Here is a 16,634-nt window from a genome sequence, read left to right as displayed (position 1 = left end):
CGCCGATTGCGCGGCTGTAGTGGCTCGATGGCCCGCGGACGAAAAGTGCGGGACAATCTGGACGGGTGAAGTCGGCTAGACCGTCTCTTCAAGGAGGACGCTTCCGACATGAAGGCCGTCGTGATGGCCGGAGGCGAAGGCACACGCCTTCGTCCTATGACCTCAAGCATGCCCAAGCCGCTCCTGCCGGTGGTGAACCGCCCGATCATGGAGCACGTGCTCAGGCTGCTCAAAAGGCATGGGCTCAACGAGACCGTCGTTACTGTCCAGTTCTTGGCATCGCTGGTCAAGAACTACTTCGGTGATGGCGAGGAGCTCGGGATGGAGCTCACCTATGCCAATGAGGAGAAGCCACTCGGTACTGCTGGGAGTGTCAAGAACGCCGAGGAGGCGTTGAAGGACGACACCTTCCTTGTGATCTCCGGTGATGCCCTGACTGACTTCGATCTCACCGACCTCATCAATTTCCACAAGGAAAAGGGTGCTCTGGTCACCGTCTGCCTGACGCGCGTACCGAACCCTCTCGAATTCGGTATCACCATCGTGGACGAGGAGGGCAAGGTCGAGCGCTTCCTGGAGAAGCCGACCTGGGGCCAGGTCTTCTCGGACACGGTGAACACGGGTATCTACGTCATGGAGCCCGAAGTCTTCGACTACGTGGAAGCCGATGTCTCCGTCGACTGGTCCGGCGATGTCTTCCCTCAGCTGATGAAGGAGGGCAAGCCGGTCTACGGCTATGTCGCCGAGGGCTACTGGGAGGATGTCGGCACCCTTGAGAGCTATGTGAAGGCGCAGGCCGACGTCCTGGAGGGCAAGGTTGACGTCGAGATCGACGGCTTCGAGATCTCCCCCGGTGTATGGGTCGCCGAGGGCGCCGAAGTGCACCCCGACGCCGTACTTCGCGGGCCGCTCTACATCGGGGACTACGCCAAGGTCGAGGCCGGCGCCGAAATTCGCGAGCACACCGTCGTCGGCTCCAATGTCGTCGTCAAGAGCGGCGCATTCCTGCACAGGGCCGTCGTTCACGACAACGTGTACGTCGGCCAACACAGCAATCTGCGTGGCTGCGTCGTCGGGAAGAACACCGACATCATGCGGGCCGCCCGCATCGAGGACGGCGCCGTCATCGGCGACGAATGCCTCGTCGGCGAAGAATCGATCATCCAGGGCAACGTACGCGTCTACCCGTTCAAGACCATCGAGGCCGGCGCCTTCGTCAACACCTCGGTGATCTGGGAGTCGCGGGGCCAGGCGCATCTCTTCGGCGCCCGTGGTGTGTCCGGCATCCTGAACGTGGAGATCACCCCGGAACTCGCCGTGCGCCTCGCGGGGGCGTACGCGACGACACTCAAGAAGGGCTCCACCGTCACCACGGCCCGCGACCACTCCCGAGGCGCTCGTGCGCTGAAACGGGCGGTCATCTCGGCGCTGCAGGCCAGCGCCATCGAAGTACGCGACCTGGAGAACGTACCGCTGCCGGTGGCCCGGCAGCAGACCGCCAGGGGCAGTGCGGGCGGGATCATGATCAGGACGACGCCCGGTGTGCCGGACTCCGTCGACATCATGTTCTTCGACGGGCAGGGCGCCGATCTGTCGCAGGCAGGGCAGCGGAAGCTGGACCGGGTGTTCGCGCGGCAGGAGTACCGGCGCGCGTTCCCTGGAGAGATCGGGGACCTGCACTTCCCGGCCAGCGTCTTCGACTCGTACACGGGTTCGCTGCTGAGGAATGTCGACACCACCGGGATCGCGGAATCCGGGCTGAAGGTGGTCGTGGATGCCTCGAACGGCAGCGCCGGGCTCGTGCTGCCCAGCCTGTTGGGCAAGCTCGGGGTCGACTCGCTGACCATCAATCCCGGTCTCGACGAGTCCAGGCCGACGGAGACGGCGGACACGCGGCGGGCCGGTCTGGTGCGGCTCGGTGAGATCGTCGCGTCCGCGCGGGCCGCGTTCGGCGTGCGCTTCGACCCGGTGGGTGAGCGGCTGTCGCTCGTCGACGAGAAGGGTCGGATCGTCGAGGACGACCGGGCCCTGCTCGTCATGCTCGACCTCGTGGCCGCGGAGCGGCGCAGTGGGCGGGTGGCGCTGCCGGTGACCACCACGCGGATCGCCGAGCAGGTGGCGGCGTACCACGGGACGCAGGTGGAATGGACGACCACCTCTCCGGACGATCTGACGCGGGTCGGGCGCGAGGAGTCGACGATCTTCGGTGGTGATGGCCGTGGAGGGTTCATCATCCCCGAGTTCAGCGGCGTGTTCGACGGCGCGGCCGCCTTCGTGCGACTCATCGGGCTGGTGGCGCGGACGCAGCTCACCCTCAGCCAGATCGACGCACGGATTCCGCGGGCGCACGTCCTCAAGCGCGATCTCGCGACTCCTTGGGCCGTCAAGGGACTTGTGATGCGCCGGGTCGTGGAAGAGGCCGGAGACCGGTTCGTGGACACGACCGATGGCGTACGGGTCGTGGAGACCGACGGGCGCTGGGTGATGGTGCTTCCCGACCCCGCTGAAGCGGTCACGCATCTGTGGGCCGAAGGCCCGGACGACGCCTCCGCGGAGGCCTTGCTCGATGAGTGGGCGGCCGTCGTGGACAGCGCCGGCCGCTGAAACACCCCGCACGCGTGCGTGCCGGACAAGTGCCCCCAAGGGGGCCTGTCCGGCACGCCGGTGGGGCCATTCGGAGGTAGTGCCCGCGACGTGCGACGATGTGCGGCATGCCGCAGCAGCCCCCCGTTCGGAGTAGCGCTCCGCGCCCCTCGCGCCCGGACGCCTCCATGTCGCTGCTCACCAACGTCATGGATCACAGCCTCGACGACGGATACGCCGAGGCGGCCGCCCGTAAGAAGGCCGAGGGCGCCGGCGGCATGCCGAAGACGGTGCGGGCGAAGCTCGGTCTCGCGGCCGGCCTTGTACTCGCGGCCCTCGTGGTGACCGTGGGAGCGGCGAACGCGCGGATAGCGGCCCCTGTAGTCGCGAAGGAGCGCCAGGAGCTCATCGACCGCATCGAGCGCGAGACCACGGCCGCCGACAAGCTCGAAAGCAATGTGGACACCCTGCGTGCCGATGTGAGCGCGCGGCAGCGTGCGGCGCTCAAGAAGGACGGGGGCGGCGAGCAGGCAGACCTGGTGAGCATTCTGTCGGGTGCCACCGCTGTGCACGGCCCTGGCGTGAAGCTCGTTGTGAACGACTCCAAGGAAGCCAGCACGGGCGGTGACGGCAGCAATCCGCGGGAGACCTCCGGGTTCTCCGACACCGGACGAGTCCGCGACCGTGACATGCAGCGCGTCATCAACGGGCTCTGGGAGTCGGGCGCCGAGGCCATCGCGATCAACGGACAGCGGCTGACAGCCCTGTCGGCGATCCGGGCCGCGGGTGACGCAATACTGGTCGACAACAAGCCGCTGGTGCCGCCGTACACGGTGCTCGCGGTGGGGGACGGCCAGCGTCTCAGCACCAGGTTCCAGAACAGTGCCGACGGGCTCTATCTGCACGCCCTGCAAGAAAACTACGGCATCCGGACCAGCATTTCCGCCGAGGACGATGTCCGGTTGTCCGCCGCACCGAGTGTGATCGTACGTACAGCACAGCCGAGCACAGAGAAGGGCACATCGTGATCGCCGTACTGGGCCTCGTCGTGGGAGTCGTGGCTGGATTGTTGGTCCGGCCCGAGGTTCCAGCGGTCGTCGAGCCTTATCTCCCGATCGCCGTCGTGGCGGCGCTCGACGCCGTGTTCGGAGGGCTGCGCGCGATGCTTGACGGCATCTTCGACGACAAGGTCTTCGTGGTGTCGTTCCTGTCGAACGTGGTCGTGGCGGCGCTGATCGTGTTCCTGGGCGACAAGTTGGGCGTGGGCGCCCAGCTCTCCACGGGCGTCGTGGTCGTGCTCGGCATCCGCATCTTCTCCAATGCCGCGGCGATCCGCCGTCACGTGTTCCGGGCGTGAGGCGGATGAGCAACGAGGACGAGACACCTCAGCCCTCTGAGACCCCTCAGCGCTCCGGGACCCCGGAGAACCGGCTGCGCAAGGAACTGCCCGAAGAGGTGCCCGCCGCGGCTCGCGCGAGTTCCGAGGAAGAGAAGCACGATGCGGACACCGGACCGTCGCTGACCGGCCGTCAGCGGCTGGTCAAGGGCGTGTGGCCGCCGCGCGTCTCGCGCGCGCAACTCATCGTCGCCGTGCTGCTGTTCGGCCTCGGTTTCGGGCTGGCCGTCCAGGTCGCGTCCAACAGCGACAGCGGTAGCGCCCTGCGCGGCGCACGTCAAGAAGATCTCGTACGCATCCTCGATGAACTCGACAACCGTACTCAGCGTCTTGAAGACGAGAAGCAGGGTCTCGAAGATCAGCGTACCGAGCTGGAGAACAGCTCGAACCAGGCCGAGGAGGCTCGCAAGCAGACGGTCGAGAAGGAGAAGCAACTCGGCATTCTGGCGGGCACCGTGGCGGCGCAGGGACCCGGCATCACCCTGACGATCAACGACACGAAGGGGACGGTCAAGGCGGACATGCTGCTCGACGCGATCCAGGAGCTGCGCGCGGCCGGCGCGGAGGCGATCCAGGTGAACGGCGTACGCGTGGTCGCCAGCACCTATCTGACGGACTCCGGCAGCGGAGTGAAGGTCGACGGGAACAAGATCACCCAGCCCTATCGTTTCAAGGTCATCGGCAAGCCGCAGGACCTGGAACCGGCGCTCAACATCCCCGGAGGCGTGGTGCAGACACTGGAGAAGGAGCAGGCCACCGTCACGGTGGACCGCTCGACGAAGATCGTTGTGGACGCCTTGCGACCGGCGAAGCGGCCTGACTACGCTCGGTCGTCCTCCCAGTGAGCCGGCGCCGCATGGGGGGCGCCCGGCCAGGGCATGAGGTTGCGGGGGGTCGGCGCACCGAATGGGTGGTGCGTGGTGGAAACTGTCTGGTGGTTACGGACGTTGTGAGGATGTCCGGGTCGACCGGTGTGTTCAATCAGGGTTCGTCCTGCCCCACGGGCGGGTCTGTTTCGGTCAAGGGGAATCGCCCGTGAAGTTGTTTGCGAAGTTGTTCGGCAAGAGCGCGCGAGAGGGCAGCGGCGACAATGCGACTGCCCGGCACCGTGCACCACGCCATGGAGACGCGGAAGGCCAGGGCGGCGACCGCCCGCTGTTCCGGGACCAGGTCGGTGACATTTCCGGTGGTCAGGGCGCGCCGTCTGTTGACCCTGCCCAGTCCGGCCGCATAGGTTTCGGGGAACCGTCAACCTCAAGTACGGGTGGAGGGTTCGCCTCCGATCCGTACGCGTCCCATGCCCCTGGGGGGCAGCCGCGGCAGGAGGATCCGTCCATGTCGGCCCTGGTGTGTACGAGGTGCGGTAACCGCAACGCGGAGAACAGCCGCTTCTGTTCCAACTGCGGTGCGCCGCTGCGGGGCGGGGCGGAGCGTCCGTCCGAGACGACGTCCACGATCTCCATTTCGGGCCTTGAGGCCTATGACGCCGAGGTGACGGGCCAGACCCTGTCGCCGATGCTCTCCCCGGAGGCGCAGGCGGCCGTCGACGCGCTGCCGCTCGGCTCGGCGCTCCTGGTAGTGCGCCGTGGCCCGAACTCGGGCAGCCGCTTCCTGCTGGACGGCGAGCTGACCACGGCCGGGCGTCATCCGCAGAGCGACATCTTCCTGGACGATGTGACCGTGTCGCGCCGCCATGTGGAGTTCCGTCGCGTCGCGGACGGCTCGTTCACGGTCGCCGACGTCGGCAGCCTGAACGGCACGTACGTCAACCGTGAGCGGATCGACCAGGTCGCTCTGTCGAACGGTGACGAGGTGCAGATCGGCAAGTACCGGCTGGTCTTCTACGCGAGCCAGCGGGGCATCTGACCCTCCCCCAGACTCCGTCCGGGGGGACTCCCAGGGAATGTCCATGCTTCAAACACCGAGCGGCGGTGCCGGCAGCGGTACCGCCGCCGCGGACAGTGGGCTGATGAGCATCGGCGTGGTGCTGAACGCGCTGCGCGACGAGTTCCCCGAAGTCACCATCTCCAAGATCAGGTTCCTGGAGTCGGAGGGGCTCATCGAGCCGCAGCGAACCCCTTCGGGGTATCGCAAGTTCAGCGCGCACGACGTCGAGCGCCTCGGCCACGTTCTGAGAATGCAGCGGGACCACTATCTGCCGCTGAAGGTGATCCGCGAGCATCTGGACGCCCTGGAGCGCGGTGAGCCGGTGCGGCTGCCGTCCGTGGGGCGGCAGCGCGACTCCGGCGAGGGGGAACCGCTCGGGGACCTTTTCGGGGAGCCGGAGGCGCCCACAGCGGCCCGCGTGGGCCGTGCCGAGCTGCTGGCGGCCGCCGAGATCGGCGAGCAGGAGCTCGAGGAATGGGAGTCGTACGGGCTGATCGCGCCCCTGCCCGACGGTGTGTACGACGCCGAAGCCGTGACCGTCGCCGCGCTCGTGGTCGAGCTGGGGCGGTTCGGGATCGAGCCGCGTCATCTGCGGGCGATGAAGGCCGCGGCCGAGCGTGACGCGGGCCTTGTGGACCAAGTGGTGGCCCCGCTGCGACGTCACCGTAACCCGCAGACCAGGGCGCACGCGGAGGCCCGTACGAAGGAGCTGGCGGGGCTCACGGTGAAGCTGCACGCGGCACTGGTGCAGACCGCGCTGGGCGTGCGACTGCCCTGACCCGGGGCGCTCGCCCAGGCTGTGGATCGTCCACCCGTTCTGTGCCCGACTACCCAAACGTCCCGGGCACGGCCTAGGGTTGCTGTGTGAACGAGCTCGATGTCGTAGGTGTCCGGGTCGAAATGCCCTCCAACCAACCGATCGTGCTTCTGCGTGAAGTGGGAGGCGACCGCTACCTCCCCATCTGGATCGGACCGGGGGAGGCGACGGCGATCGCCTTCGCCCAGCAGGGCATGGCCCCCGCACGACCGCTGACCCACGACCTGTTCAAGGACGTGCTGGAGGCCGTCGGCCAGGAGCTCACCGAAGTGCGCATCACGGACCTGCGTGAGGGTGTCTTCTACGCGGAACTGGTGTTCGCCAGTGGGGTCGAGGTGAGTGCGCGGCCCTCCGACGCCATAGCGCTGGCCCTGCGCACAGGCACGCCGATCTACGGCAGCGACGGGGTGCTCGACGACGCCGGCATCGCGATCCCGGACGAGCAGGAGGACGAGGTGGAGAAGTTCCGCGAGTTCCTCGACCAGATCTCGCCCGAGGACTTCGGTACCAACAGCCAGTGACGCCCTGGAGCGTCAGGCAGCTCCGGGCGGCAATTGCCTGCGGCGCGTGTGGTGCGCCGCGGTCCACCCCGAGAGCATTCGGCTAGCCTTTCCCCGCGGTGGGGCACGGGAAACCACTCTTAGGGTGATTATCACTCGGCGTGCCGAGTGTGGCGATCGTTGACGCGCCCCTGGTGACTGCCTACCGTCGAGAAGGCAGGTCAAGGACGGAGGTCGGCGTGAGAAGCAGCGGCGACGGTACGGCTGGGGGTGCCCCCGGACGCGGTCTGGGGGAGAGCGGCCCGTACCCGCTTCACGGCAACGCGGCCGATCACGTTCCGCGGCGGCCGACGGCAGTGCCGGGCGAGGGAGGGGCGGATTCCGAGGAGATCGGTTACCGCGGTCCCACGGCGTGCGCGGCCGCGGGCATCACCTACCGGCAGCTGGACTACTGGGCGAGGACCGGTCTGGTCGAGCCGAGCGTGCGGCCCGCCCATGGCTCGGGGACGCAGCGTCTCTACAGCTTCCGGGACGTCGTCGTCCTGAAGATCGTCAAGCGGTTCCTCGACACCGGGGTCTCGCTGCAGAACATCCGCACCACCGTCCAGCACCTCAGGGAGCGCGGCTTCCGGGACCTGGAGCGGATGACGCTGATGAGCGACGGCGCGACGGTCTACGAATGCACGTCCCCCGACGACGTGCACGCCCTGCTCCAGGGCGGCCAGGGGGTCTTCGGGATCGCCGTCGGCGTGGTGTGGCGGGATGTCGAGAGTGCCCTGTCACAGCTGCACGGGGAGCGCGTGGACACGGGCGAGACGCTCGTCGGACACAACCCCACGGACGAGCTGGCTCGGCGGCGCAACCGAGCCGTCTGAGGGCCTGGCGGGGGCCGCGCGGGACCTTGTCGTCCGGGCGAGGCCCAAGGGGAGCGGGCCGTACCGGGGCATTGTCAGTGGCGTAGGGCAGCATCGGACATGTGAGAACCGCGCCCACGATCCTGCATCTCGACATGGATGCCTTCTTCGCCTCGGCGGAGCAGGCGTCCAAGCCGAGCCTGCGCGGGAAAGCCGTCGTGGTGGGCGGGCTCGGACCACGCGGAGTCGTCGCCACCGCCTCGTACGAGGCACGCGTCTTCGGAGTGCACTCGGCGATGCCCATGGCCCAGGCACGCCGGCTCGCGCCGAACGCCGCGTATCTCGTGCCGCGCTTCGGGCTCTACCGGGAGGTCAGCGAGCAGGTGATGGGGCTGCTGCGGGCCCTGTCGCCTCTGGTGGAGCCGTTGAGCCTGGACGAGGCCTTCGTGGACCTGGAGGCGGGTGAGACGGCCTGGGACGAGGGCTCGGCACGGCTGACCGGGGAGAAGCTGCGCGCGGACATCCGGGCCGTCACGGGGCTCACCGGGTCGGTGGGGCTCGCCGCCTCCAAGATGCTCGCGAAGATCGCCTCGGAGCAGGCCAAGCCCGACGGCCTTGTGCTGATAGAGCCGGGGACCGAGCGCGCGCTGCTCGGGCCGATGTCGGTGCGGACGCTGCCGGGCGTGGGGCCCGCGACCGGTGACCATCTGCGGCGGGCCGGGATCACCACCGTAGAGGAGCTCGCCGAGGCGGGCGAGGACGAGCTCGTACGGCTGCTGGGGAAAGCGCACGGGCATGCGCTTCACGCCATGGCGCTGGCGCATGACGAGCGGCCCGTGGTGGCCGAGCGGGAGACCAAGTCGGTGTCGGTCGAGGACACCTACGACGTGGACATCCATGACCGGGTGCGGGTCGGCCTGGAGGTGCAGCGGCTCGCGGACCGGTGTGTGCGGCGGCTGCGGCGGGCCGGGCTGTCCGGGCGGACCATCGTGTTGAAGGTTCGGCGGTACGACTTCTCGACGCTGACCCGGTCCGAGACGCTGCGGGGGCCCACGGACGATCCAGCGGTGGTGCGGGAGGCTGCCGCGCGGCTGTTGGAGGGGGTGGACACGACCGGGGGTGTGCGGTTGTTGGGGGTGGGTGTGTCGGGGCTTGCCGATTACACGCAGGAGGATCTGTTCGCGCAGGCACGGGCCCAGGCCGAGGCCGCCGCAGGGGAATCGGCGGATCAAGAGGAGGCGGAGGAGGCGTCGGAGGAGTCCGGCGCCGAGCAGGTGCCGCCCGTCGAGCGGCGGTGGCCCGCGGGGCATGACGTGCGGCACGCCGAGTTCGGGCATGGGTGGGTGCAGGGGAGTGGGCTGGGGAGGGTGACTGTGCGGTTCGAGACGCCTTACTCCGAGCCGGGGCGTGTGCGGACGTTCCGTACGGATGACTCGGCGTTGGAGTTGGCGGATCCGTTGCCGTTGGTGGTGGGGGCCGTGTGCGATCGCCGTGGGGGGTGAGGTCGGTTTGGTCGTGCGGGTTGTCTGTGGCTGGTCGCGCCCACGCGGCGGAGCCGCATGATGTCAGAGCCCCGCGCCCCTTACGGGGCGCTTGAGCGGGGGTCAAGCAGTCTCATCACCCCTCGTCCGTTCCCGCCAAGTGGCCGAAATCCCGGTCCGGGGGCGGAGGCGGGGCTGCGACATCCAGGCCGTAGTGGTGGTAGAGCTGGAGTTCCTGTTCGGGGGAGAGGTGGCGGCCGACGCCGAAGTCGGGGGCGTCCTTGATCAGGGCTCGGTCGAAGGGGATGCGCAGGGCGCCTTCGACGAGTTCACTGGGCTCCAGGGGCACGAAGGCGTCCCTGCCGAACAGGCCGGTGCGTATGGCCGCCCACTCCGGGACCCCGGTCGCGTCGTCGAGGTAGACCTCGTCGATCGTGCCGATCTTGGTGCCATTGCGGTCGAACGCCTTGCGGCCGATCAGGTTGCGCGGATCGATGTCGGTCTGCACGGGCCCTCCTCTTGGTCGCAACTCATTCGTAAGCACTACAAAAGAGCACATTCAGGAAGGCGGCCACTCGAAGGCTTGGGTCTTGTCCTCGCTGGTAGGCTGGCAGGCGGCTGCTGACCCCGTGCGGGAGAGTCCTCCAGACTTCATCGGAGGCGCCGAAGGAGCAAATCCTCCCCGGAATCTCTCAGGCTCACGTACCGCACGGACGAGGTCACTCTGGAAAGCAGGGCGGGTGTCGATGGCCCCTGCCCTCACCGACGGTGAAAACCGGGTCGTCAGCGGACGAGCCGGTGAAGCTCTCAGGTTGAGATGACAGAGGGGGAGGCCGTCGGGGTACCCGTGCCGGGGTGCCCCTCGAAGGTCGCGTCAGACCAGGAGGCCTCCGCAATGACCGCCAGTCGCATTCCGCTCTCCGAACTCGAACAGGGAATCCCCTTCGAGCAGCGCCACATCGGGCCCGACTCCGAGGCGCGGGCCAAGATGCTCGCACAGGTCGGATACGGCTCGCTCGACGAGCTGACGGCCACCGCGGTGCCGGACGTCATCAAGAACGCCGAGGCGCTGAAGCTGCCGGGCGCGCGCACCGAGGCCGAGGTACTGGCCGAGCTGCGCTCCCTCGCGGACCGCAACCAGGTGCTCGACCCGATGATCGGCCTCGGTTACTACGGCACCTTCACGCCGCCGGTGATCCTGCGCAACGTCATGGAGAACCCGGCCTGGTACACCGCGTACACGCCGTACCAGCCGGAGATCTCGCAGGGCCGTCTCGAGGCGCTGCTGAACTTCCAGACCGTGGTCGCCGAGCTGACCGGGCTGCCGACCTCCGGCGCCTCGCTGCTCGACGAGGGCACCGCCGCCGCCGAGGCGATGGCGCTGTCCCGGCGCATGGGCAAGAACAAGAAGGGCCTCTTCCTGGTCGATGCGGACGCGCTGCCGCAGACCATCGCCGTCATCGAGACCCGCGCCGAGCCGACCGGCGTCGAGGTCGTCGTCGCCGACCTCAGCGAGGGCATCCCGGCCGGGATCGCCGAGCGCGAGATCAACGGCGTACTCATCCAGTATCCCGGCGCCTCCGGTGCCGTGCGCGACCTCAAGCCGATCGTCGAGCAGGCGCACGAGCTGGGCGCGGTCGTCACCGTCGCCGCCGACCTGCTCGCCCTGACGCTGCTCACCTCGCCGGGCGAGCTCGGCGCCGACATCGCCGTCGGTACGACGCAGCGCTTCGGTGTGCCGATGGGCTTCGGCGGGCCGCACGCCGGATACATGGCGGTGCGCGAGAAGTTCGCGCGCAGCCTGCCGGGCCGGCTCGTGGGTGTGTCCGTCGACGCGGACGGGCACAAGGCGTACCGGCTCGCCCTGCAGACGCGTGAGCAGCACATCCGCCGCGAGAAGGCGACCAGCAACATCTGTACGGCTCAGGTGCTGCTCGCCGTGATGGCCGGTATGTACGCCGTCTACCACGGTTCCGAGGGTCTGAAGACCATCGCGCGGCGTACGCACCGCTACGCCACGATCCTCGCCGCGGGCCTGCGGGCGGGCGGGGTCGAGGTCGTGCACGGCGCGTACTTCGACACGCTGACCGTGCGGGTGCCGGGCAAGGCAGCCGACGCCGTGGCCGCCGCGCGCGAGGGCGGGGTCAACCTGCACCTCGTCGATGCCGACCATGTGGCGATGTCCTGCGACGAGACCACCACGCGCAGGCAACTGAGCGCCGTGTGGGCCGCGTTCGGCGTCGAGGGCGATGTCGAGGCGCTGGACGCGACGGCACAGGACACACTGCCGGCCGCGCTGCTGCGCAGCGACGACTACCTCACGCACCCGGTCTTCCACCAGCACCGCTCCGAGACCGCGATGCTGCGCTACCTGCGCAAGCTCTCCGACCGCGACTACGCGCTCGACCGCGGCATGATCCCGCTGGGCTCCTGCACGATGAAGCTCAACGCGACCACGGAGATGGAGCCGGTCACCTGGCCCGAGTTCGGCCAGCTGCACCCCTTCGTGCCCGCCGAGCAGGCGCAGGGCTACCTCACGCTCATCCGTGAGCTGGAGGAGCGGCTCGCCGAGGTCACCGGGTACGACAACGTGTCGCTGCAGCCCAACGCCGGTTCGCAGGGCGAGCTGGCCGGTCTGCTCGCCGTGCGCGGCTACCACCGGGCCAACGGCGACGAGCAGCGCACCGTCTGCCTGATCCCGTCCTCCGCGCACGGCACGAACGCCGCGAGCGCCGTGATGGCCGGCATGAAGGTCGTGGTCGTGAAGACCGCGGACGACGGCGAGATCGACGTTGAGGACCTGCGTGCCAAGATCGAGCAGCACCGCGACGAGCTGGCGGTGCTGATGATCACGTATCCCTCGACGCACGGTGTGTTCGAGGAGCATGTCGCCGACATCTGCGCGCAGGTGCACGAGGCGGGCGGCCAGGTCTACGTCGACGGCGCCAACCTCAACGCGCTGGTGGGCCTCGCCAAGCCGGGTCACTTCGGCGGCGACGTCTCGCACCTCAACCTGCACAAGACGTTCTGCATCCCGCACGGCGGCGGCGGCCCGGGCGTCGGCCCGGTCGGTGTGCGCGCGCACCTGGCGCCGTACCTGCCGAACCACCCGCTGCAGCCCGCGGCCGGTCCCGAGACCGGCGTCGGCCCGATCTCGGCCGCTCCGTGGGGCTCCGCGGGCATCCTGCCGATCTCGTGGGCGTACGTCCGCCTGATGGGCGGCGAGGGCCTCAAGCGCGCCACGCAGGTGGCGGTGCTGTCGGCGAACTACATCGCCAAGCGCCTGGAGCCGCACTACCCGGTGCTCTACACCGGCCCGGGCGGGCTCGTCGCGCACGAGTGCATCATCGATCTGCGTCCGCTGACCAAGGCGACCGGCGTCACCGTCGACGACATCGCCAAGCGGCTGATCGACTACGGGTTCCACGCGCCGACGATGTCCTTCCCGGTGGCGGGCACGCTGATGATCGAGCCGACCGAGTCCGAGGACCTCGGCGAGATCGACCGGTTCTGCGAGGCGATGATCGCCATCCGCGCGGAGATCGAGAAGGTCGGCTCGGGCGAGTGGGCGGCCGACGACAACCCGCTGCGGGGCGCGCCGCACACCGCCGCCGCGCTCGGCGGGGAGTGGAAGCACGCGTACACGCGCGAGGAGGCCGTGTTCCCGGCCGGAGTCTCGGCGGACAAGTACTGGCCGCCGGTGCGCCGTATCGACCAGGCGTACGGCGACCGGAACCTGGTCTGCTCCTGCCCGCCGCTGGACGCCTACGAGGACTGATCAGCGCTCGGGACTTGGACGCCTACGGGGAGTAATCGCCCTCGGACATGCGTCGGGGCCGGTTCGGAGAGTACGTCTCCGGGCCGGCCCCTCATGTGTCTGGATGGCTGTGTGGGCCATCCGGTTGTGCGGCTCAGGCGGCCGTCATCGCGTATTCGCTGCCTCGTGGGCGGTGCGGGGCGATGATCTGGCCGTCGGGCAGGAGCTCACCGGTGTCCTCGAAGAGCAGAACGCCGTTGCACAGCAGGCTCCATCCCTGCTCCGGGTGGTGCGCCACAAGGCGGGCGGACTCCCGGTCGGCTGATTCGGCTGACGGACACGGTGGCTGGTGCTGGCACATTGATGGGATCTTTCGCTGGGTTGAGAGGTGAGTGATGGCTGTGGTGTCTGTCCCGCGGCTCGATGTGGTCATGGCCGCCCCCCGTTGGTGTGTGGTCTGGAACCCAGTGTTGCCCTACGGGCGTCAATCCGCAGGGATTTAGCGGCACCGCTTCTCACAGGTTGATGACGCATCACCCGTGCGGACGGTTCATTCCAACTGCACTGTCACTTCGGGTGGTTTGACGTGGCCGAATGGGGCTAGTCCGGTCGGGCCGACGGGCGCGTTTCCCCTCGTACGAGCGGGGTGCGGCCCTAACGAGCAAAGTGCCCCGCGGCCGAATGAACGGCGGCGGGGCACGGTTGCTTTCGCTTACGCGGGGGAGCTCAGCAGCGGGGCCGGCGTGACCCGGTGGGTGAGTACGGGCAGCAGTTCGGCGACGCGGTGTGGACGGTGTGCGGCGATGCCGGGCGGGGCGGGCGCCAGCGGCACCAGGAGGTCGGTGGCGGCCGGGTGGCCGGTGCTGCCGTCCGCGGCGGTGTCGCCGTGCAGCCAGAGAGTGAGCATGTACAGCTCGGGCACGGACAACAGGCGTGCCTGGTACGACTGCTGCATGCTCTCCGCCTGGCGCAGGGCGCGTTCGGTGGCGGTGATGTACGGGCCCTCGAAGAAGTGCGAGAAGGCCCAGCCGTCGGGGGTCAGCATGGTCTCGGCCGCGGCCACCGCGCGGTCGCCGCAGCGGATCAGGAAGCGCCACCCGGCGAGCCGGGTGGCGGACGCGCCCGCGGGGGTGATCCGGTCCAGGACGTGTACGGGCAACGGGAGTTCGGGTGTGGCGGGTCCCTGGGCCATGCGGAGGGACGGAGTACGGGCCTCGCGGACAGCGGTGGGGGAACCGAGTGCCGTGAGGACGGAGCGCAGGGCGGGCGCGGGAGCCGGGGGTACGTGCAGCGGCATGGTGGGTCGCCTCTCATTCGACAGGCATGGTGGCGCGAGGGCGGGGGCGGACGGCGCTGTCAGCTCTCGGGGTCGGAGGGGCGAGGGGGTCTGGATCTGCCGACAAGGTGTCGCCTGCCGTACATCACCTGGACGACAGGACCTAGGACCGCGAGCGCCAACTCTCTGCCTCGTTTGCGGAGTTTATACGACACGTGTTCAGACGGTGTTTCGTCTAGCCGTGCCGAATATGAAGAGCAAGGCACTATTCGGTCGGTGAAACGCGAGGTTCATCCCGGTTCTGGGAGGAGGCGCCGCGATGACCTCGGAATACTTCGCCGGAGCGGTCGGCCGATTCTCGTCGGCGTTTTTCACGAGATCATGTCGGGCGGTAACTTGCGTAATGTACCTTGCCCGGTGAATGTGCCCGCCGACCCGGATCCAGGGTAGCGGGCGGCGCCCTTGCGCAGGGCGTTATCGATCGCGTTGCCTGGGCATCATCCCCGGTGACCCGGGACGCCAGGGGCCGGAGCATCGGCCTGCCCATCCGAGGAGGGACACTTCGATGGGGGAGAAGGTCGTGGCAGGGCCGTTCGACCTGTCCGATCGCCAGCACTACCGCGGAAAGCTCCGGCAGTGTCTGACGGGGCTGGAGCGGCTGCTGGAGGAGAAGAGGTTCGATCGCCCGAAGAATCTCATGGGTCTGGAGATCGAGTTGAATCTCGCAGGACCCGACGGCATGCCCAGAATGATGAATGCGCAAGTTCTCGAAAGGATTGCGAGCCGCGATTTCCAAACAGAACTCGCCATGTTCAACCTGGAAGTCAACATAGCCCCCCATCGATTGGGCGGCCGGGTATTCGACCGGCTCGCCGAGGAGCTGCGCACCTCGCTCGGGTATGCCCATCGGAAAGCGAGCGAAGTCGACGCCGGAATCGTCATGATCGGCATTCTGCCGACGCTCGGCCAGGACGACCTGGTCTCCTCGAACCTGTCGGACGTCGACCGCTACACCCTGCTCAACGACCAGATCGTGGCCGCCCGCGGCGAGGATTTCGCCCTCGACATCGACGGCGTGGAGCGCCTCGTCTGTACATCGAAGTCCATCGCGCCCGAAGCCGCCTGTACTTCCGTGCAGTTGCACCTCCAGGTCACCCCGGGCCGGTTCGCGGACGTGTGGAACGCGGCACAGGCGGTGGCCGCCGTGCAGGTCGCGGTGGGTGCCAACTCGCCGTTCCTGTTCGGCCATGAGCTGTGGCGCGAGTCGCGGCCCCCACTGTTCCAGCAGTCCACCGACACCCGGCCGCCCGAGTTGCAGGCGCAGGGCGTCAGGCCGCGTACCTGGTTCGGTGAGCGGTGGATCTCGTCGGTGTACGACCTCTTCGAGGAGAACCTGCGCTTCTTCCCGCCCCTGCTGCCGATCTGCGACGAGGAGGACCCGCTCGCGGTCCTCGACGAGGGAGGCATCCCCAAGCTCGCCGAACTCGTGCTGCACAACGGCACGGTGTACCGGTGGAACCGGCCCGTGTACGGCATCGCCGACGGCGTCCCGCATCTGCGCGTCGAGAACCGGGTGCTGCCCGCGGGCCCCACCGTCACCGACGTCATCGCCAACGCGGCCTTCTACTACGGGCTCGTGCGCGCGCTCGCCGAGGAGGCGCGGCCCGTGTGGACCCGGCTGTCCTTCGAGGCCGCCGCCGCGAACTTCGACGCCGCCTGCCGGCACGGCATCGACGCGCGCCTGGAGTGGCCGCGGCGCGGGCGGTACGGCGGGACCGCGCGGGTGGACGCCGTGAACCTGGTCCGCGACGAGCTGCTGCCGCTCGCCGCCGCCGGGCTGGACGCATGGGGTGTGGAGCCCGTCGACCGGGACCTCTACCTGGGCGTGATCGAGGACCGGTGCCGACTGCGCGTCAACGGCGCGACGTGGCAGGCGGCCACCTTCCATCGGGCTCTGGAGAAGGGGCTCGGGCGGGATACGGCGCTGGCCGCGACGACCAGGCGGTACGGAGAGTTGATGCATCTCGGGGAGCCGGTGCACACCTGGCCGGTGGGTCTGCCGGAGCCGGTGCCGCTGGGGTGA

General features: G+C 68.7%; 14 protein-coding genes and 1 riboswitch. Of the genes, 11 read left to right on the top strand and 3 right to left on the bottom strand.

The window, feature by feature from the left end:
- Nucleotides 1-108 precede the first annotated feature (108 nt).
- From AB5J50_RS08980 to AB5J50_RS08940, 9 genes are all read left to right on the top strand, one after another.
- Nucleotides 109-2,604: a sugar phosphate nucleotidyltransferase gene (locus AB5J50_RS08980; protein ID WP_369256558.1), complete on the top strand. Its 2,496-nt coding sequence runs from the start codon at nucleotides 109-111 to the stop codon at nucleotides 2,602-2,604.
- 98 nt (nucleotides 2,605-2,702) lie between these two features.
- Complete coding sequence (locus AB5J50_RS08975; RefSeq protein WP_369256556.1) at nucleotides 2,703-3,611, top strand: DUF881 domain-containing protein; 909 nt, start codon at nucleotides 2,703-2,705, stop codon at nucleotides 3,609-3,611.
- On the top strand, nucleotides 3,608-3,940 hold the full coding sequence (locus AB5J50_RS08970; protein WP_003988855.1) for a small basic family protein: 333 nt from the start codon (nucleotides 3,608-3,610) through the stop codon (nucleotides 3,938-3,940). Before AB5J50_RS08975 ends, AB5J50_RS08970 begins: the two co-directional genes overlap by 4 nt.
- Nucleotides 3,941-3,945: 5 nt before the next feature.
- Nucleotides 3,946-4,824 carry a DUF881 domain-containing protein gene (locus AB5J50_RS08965; protein WP_369256554.1) on the top strand — a complete coding sequence of 293 codons (879 nt, stop codon included), beginning with the start codon at nucleotides 3,946-3,948 and terminating at the stop codon, nucleotides 4,822-4,824.
- A 61-nt stretch (nucleotides 4,825-4,885) separates the two neighbouring features.
- Nucleotides 4,886-5,845 carry an FHA domain-containing protein gene (locus AB5J50_RS08960; RefSeq protein ID WP_369256552.1) on the top strand — a complete coding sequence of 320 codons (960 nt, stop codon included), beginning with the start codon at nucleotides 4,886-4,888 and terminating at the stop codon, nucleotides 5,843-5,845.
- A 43-nt stretch (nucleotides 5,846-5,888) separates the two neighbouring features.
- Nucleotides 5,889-6,644: a MerR family transcriptional regulator gene (locus tag AB5J50_RS08955; RefSeq protein ID WP_369256550.1), complete on the top strand. Its 756-nt coding sequence runs from the start codon at nucleotides 5,889-5,891 to the stop codon at nucleotides 6,642-6,644.
- 86 nt (nucleotides 6,645-6,730) lie between these two features.
- Nucleotides 6,731-7,204 carry a bifunctional nuclease family protein gene (locus AB5J50_RS08950; RefSeq protein WP_006123076.1) on the top strand — a complete coding sequence of 158 codons (474 nt, stop codon included), beginning with the start codon at nucleotides 6,731-6,733 and terminating at the stop codon, nucleotides 7,202-7,204.
- A 218-nt stretch (nucleotides 7,205-7,422) separates the two neighbouring features.
- Entirely contained in the window at nucleotides 7,423-8,058 is a 636-nt protein-coding gene (locus AB5J50_RS08945; protein ID WP_369256548.1) for a MerR family transcriptional regulator, read from the top strand.
- Nucleotides 8,059-8,159: 101 nt separating this feature from the next.
- Nucleotides 8,160-9,539, top strand: a complete 1,380-nt coding sequence (locus AB5J50_RS08940; protein WP_369256546.1) for a DNA polymerase IV — start codon at nucleotides 8,160-8,162, stop codon at nucleotides 9,537-9,539.
- Between the two features lie 115 nt (nucleotides 9,540-9,654).
- Here AB5J50_RS08940 and AB5J50_RS08935 read toward each other — a convergent pair whose 3' ends face one another.
- Nucleotides 9,655-10,026 carry a PRC-barrel domain-containing protein gene (locus AB5J50_RS08935; protein WP_369256544.1) on the bottom strand — a complete coding sequence of 124 codons (372 nt, stop codon included), beginning with the start codon at nucleotides 10,024-10,026 and terminating at the stop codon, nucleotides 9,655-9,657.
- A 114-nt stretch (nucleotides 10,027-10,140) separates the two neighbouring features.
- A riboswitch (glycine riboswitch) is annotated at nucleotides 10,141-10,236 on the top strand.
- Between the two features lie 177 nt (nucleotides 10,237-10,413).
- Between AB5J50_RS08935 and gcvP the strand changes: the two genes are divergently transcribed.
- Nucleotides 10,414-13,296, top strand: a complete 2,883-nt coding sequence (gene gcvP, locus AB5J50_RS08930) for an aminomethyl-transferring glycine dehydrogenase (protein WP_369256542.1) — start codon at nucleotides 10,414-10,416, stop codon at nucleotides 13,294-13,296.
- Nucleotides 13,297-13,429: 133 nt separating this feature from the next.
- Here the strand turns inward: gcvP and AB5J50_RS08925 are convergent, their stop codons facing one another.
- Both AB5J50_RS08925 and AB5J50_RS08920 read right to left on the bottom strand, forming a co-directional pair.
- Complete coding sequence (locus AB5J50_RS08925; protein WP_327427132.1) at nucleotides 13,430-13,636, bottom strand: DUF5999 family protein; 207 nt, start codon at nucleotides 13,634-13,636, stop codon at nucleotides 13,430-13,432.
- A gap of 351 nt (nucleotides 13,637-13,987) precedes the next feature.
- Complete coding sequence (locus AB5J50_RS08920) at nucleotides 13,988-14,572, bottom strand: hypothetical protein (protein WP_327427131.1); 585 nt, start codon at nucleotides 14,570-14,572, stop codon at nucleotides 13,988-13,990.
- A gap of 544 nt (nucleotides 14,573-15,116) precedes the next feature.
- On the opposite strand from AB5J50_RS08920, the gene AB5J50_RS08915 reads away from it, so the two are divergent.
- Nucleotides 15,117-16,634 (top strand): glutamate-cysteine ligase family protein, encoded by a 1,518-nt coding sequence (locus AB5J50_RS08915; RefSeq protein WP_369256540.1) that lies wholly within the window; start codon nucleotides 15,117-15,119, stop codon nucleotides 16,632-16,634.

This window comes from Streptomyces sp. R35 (assembly GCF_041053035.1).
Classification (GTDB): Bacteria; Actinomycetota; Actinomycetes; order Streptomycetales; family Streptomycetaceae; genus Streptomyces; species Streptomyces lutosisoli.
The sequence above is the reverse complement of the archived record's forward strand: the minus strand, read 5'-3'. Positions and strand labels throughout refer to the sequence as shown.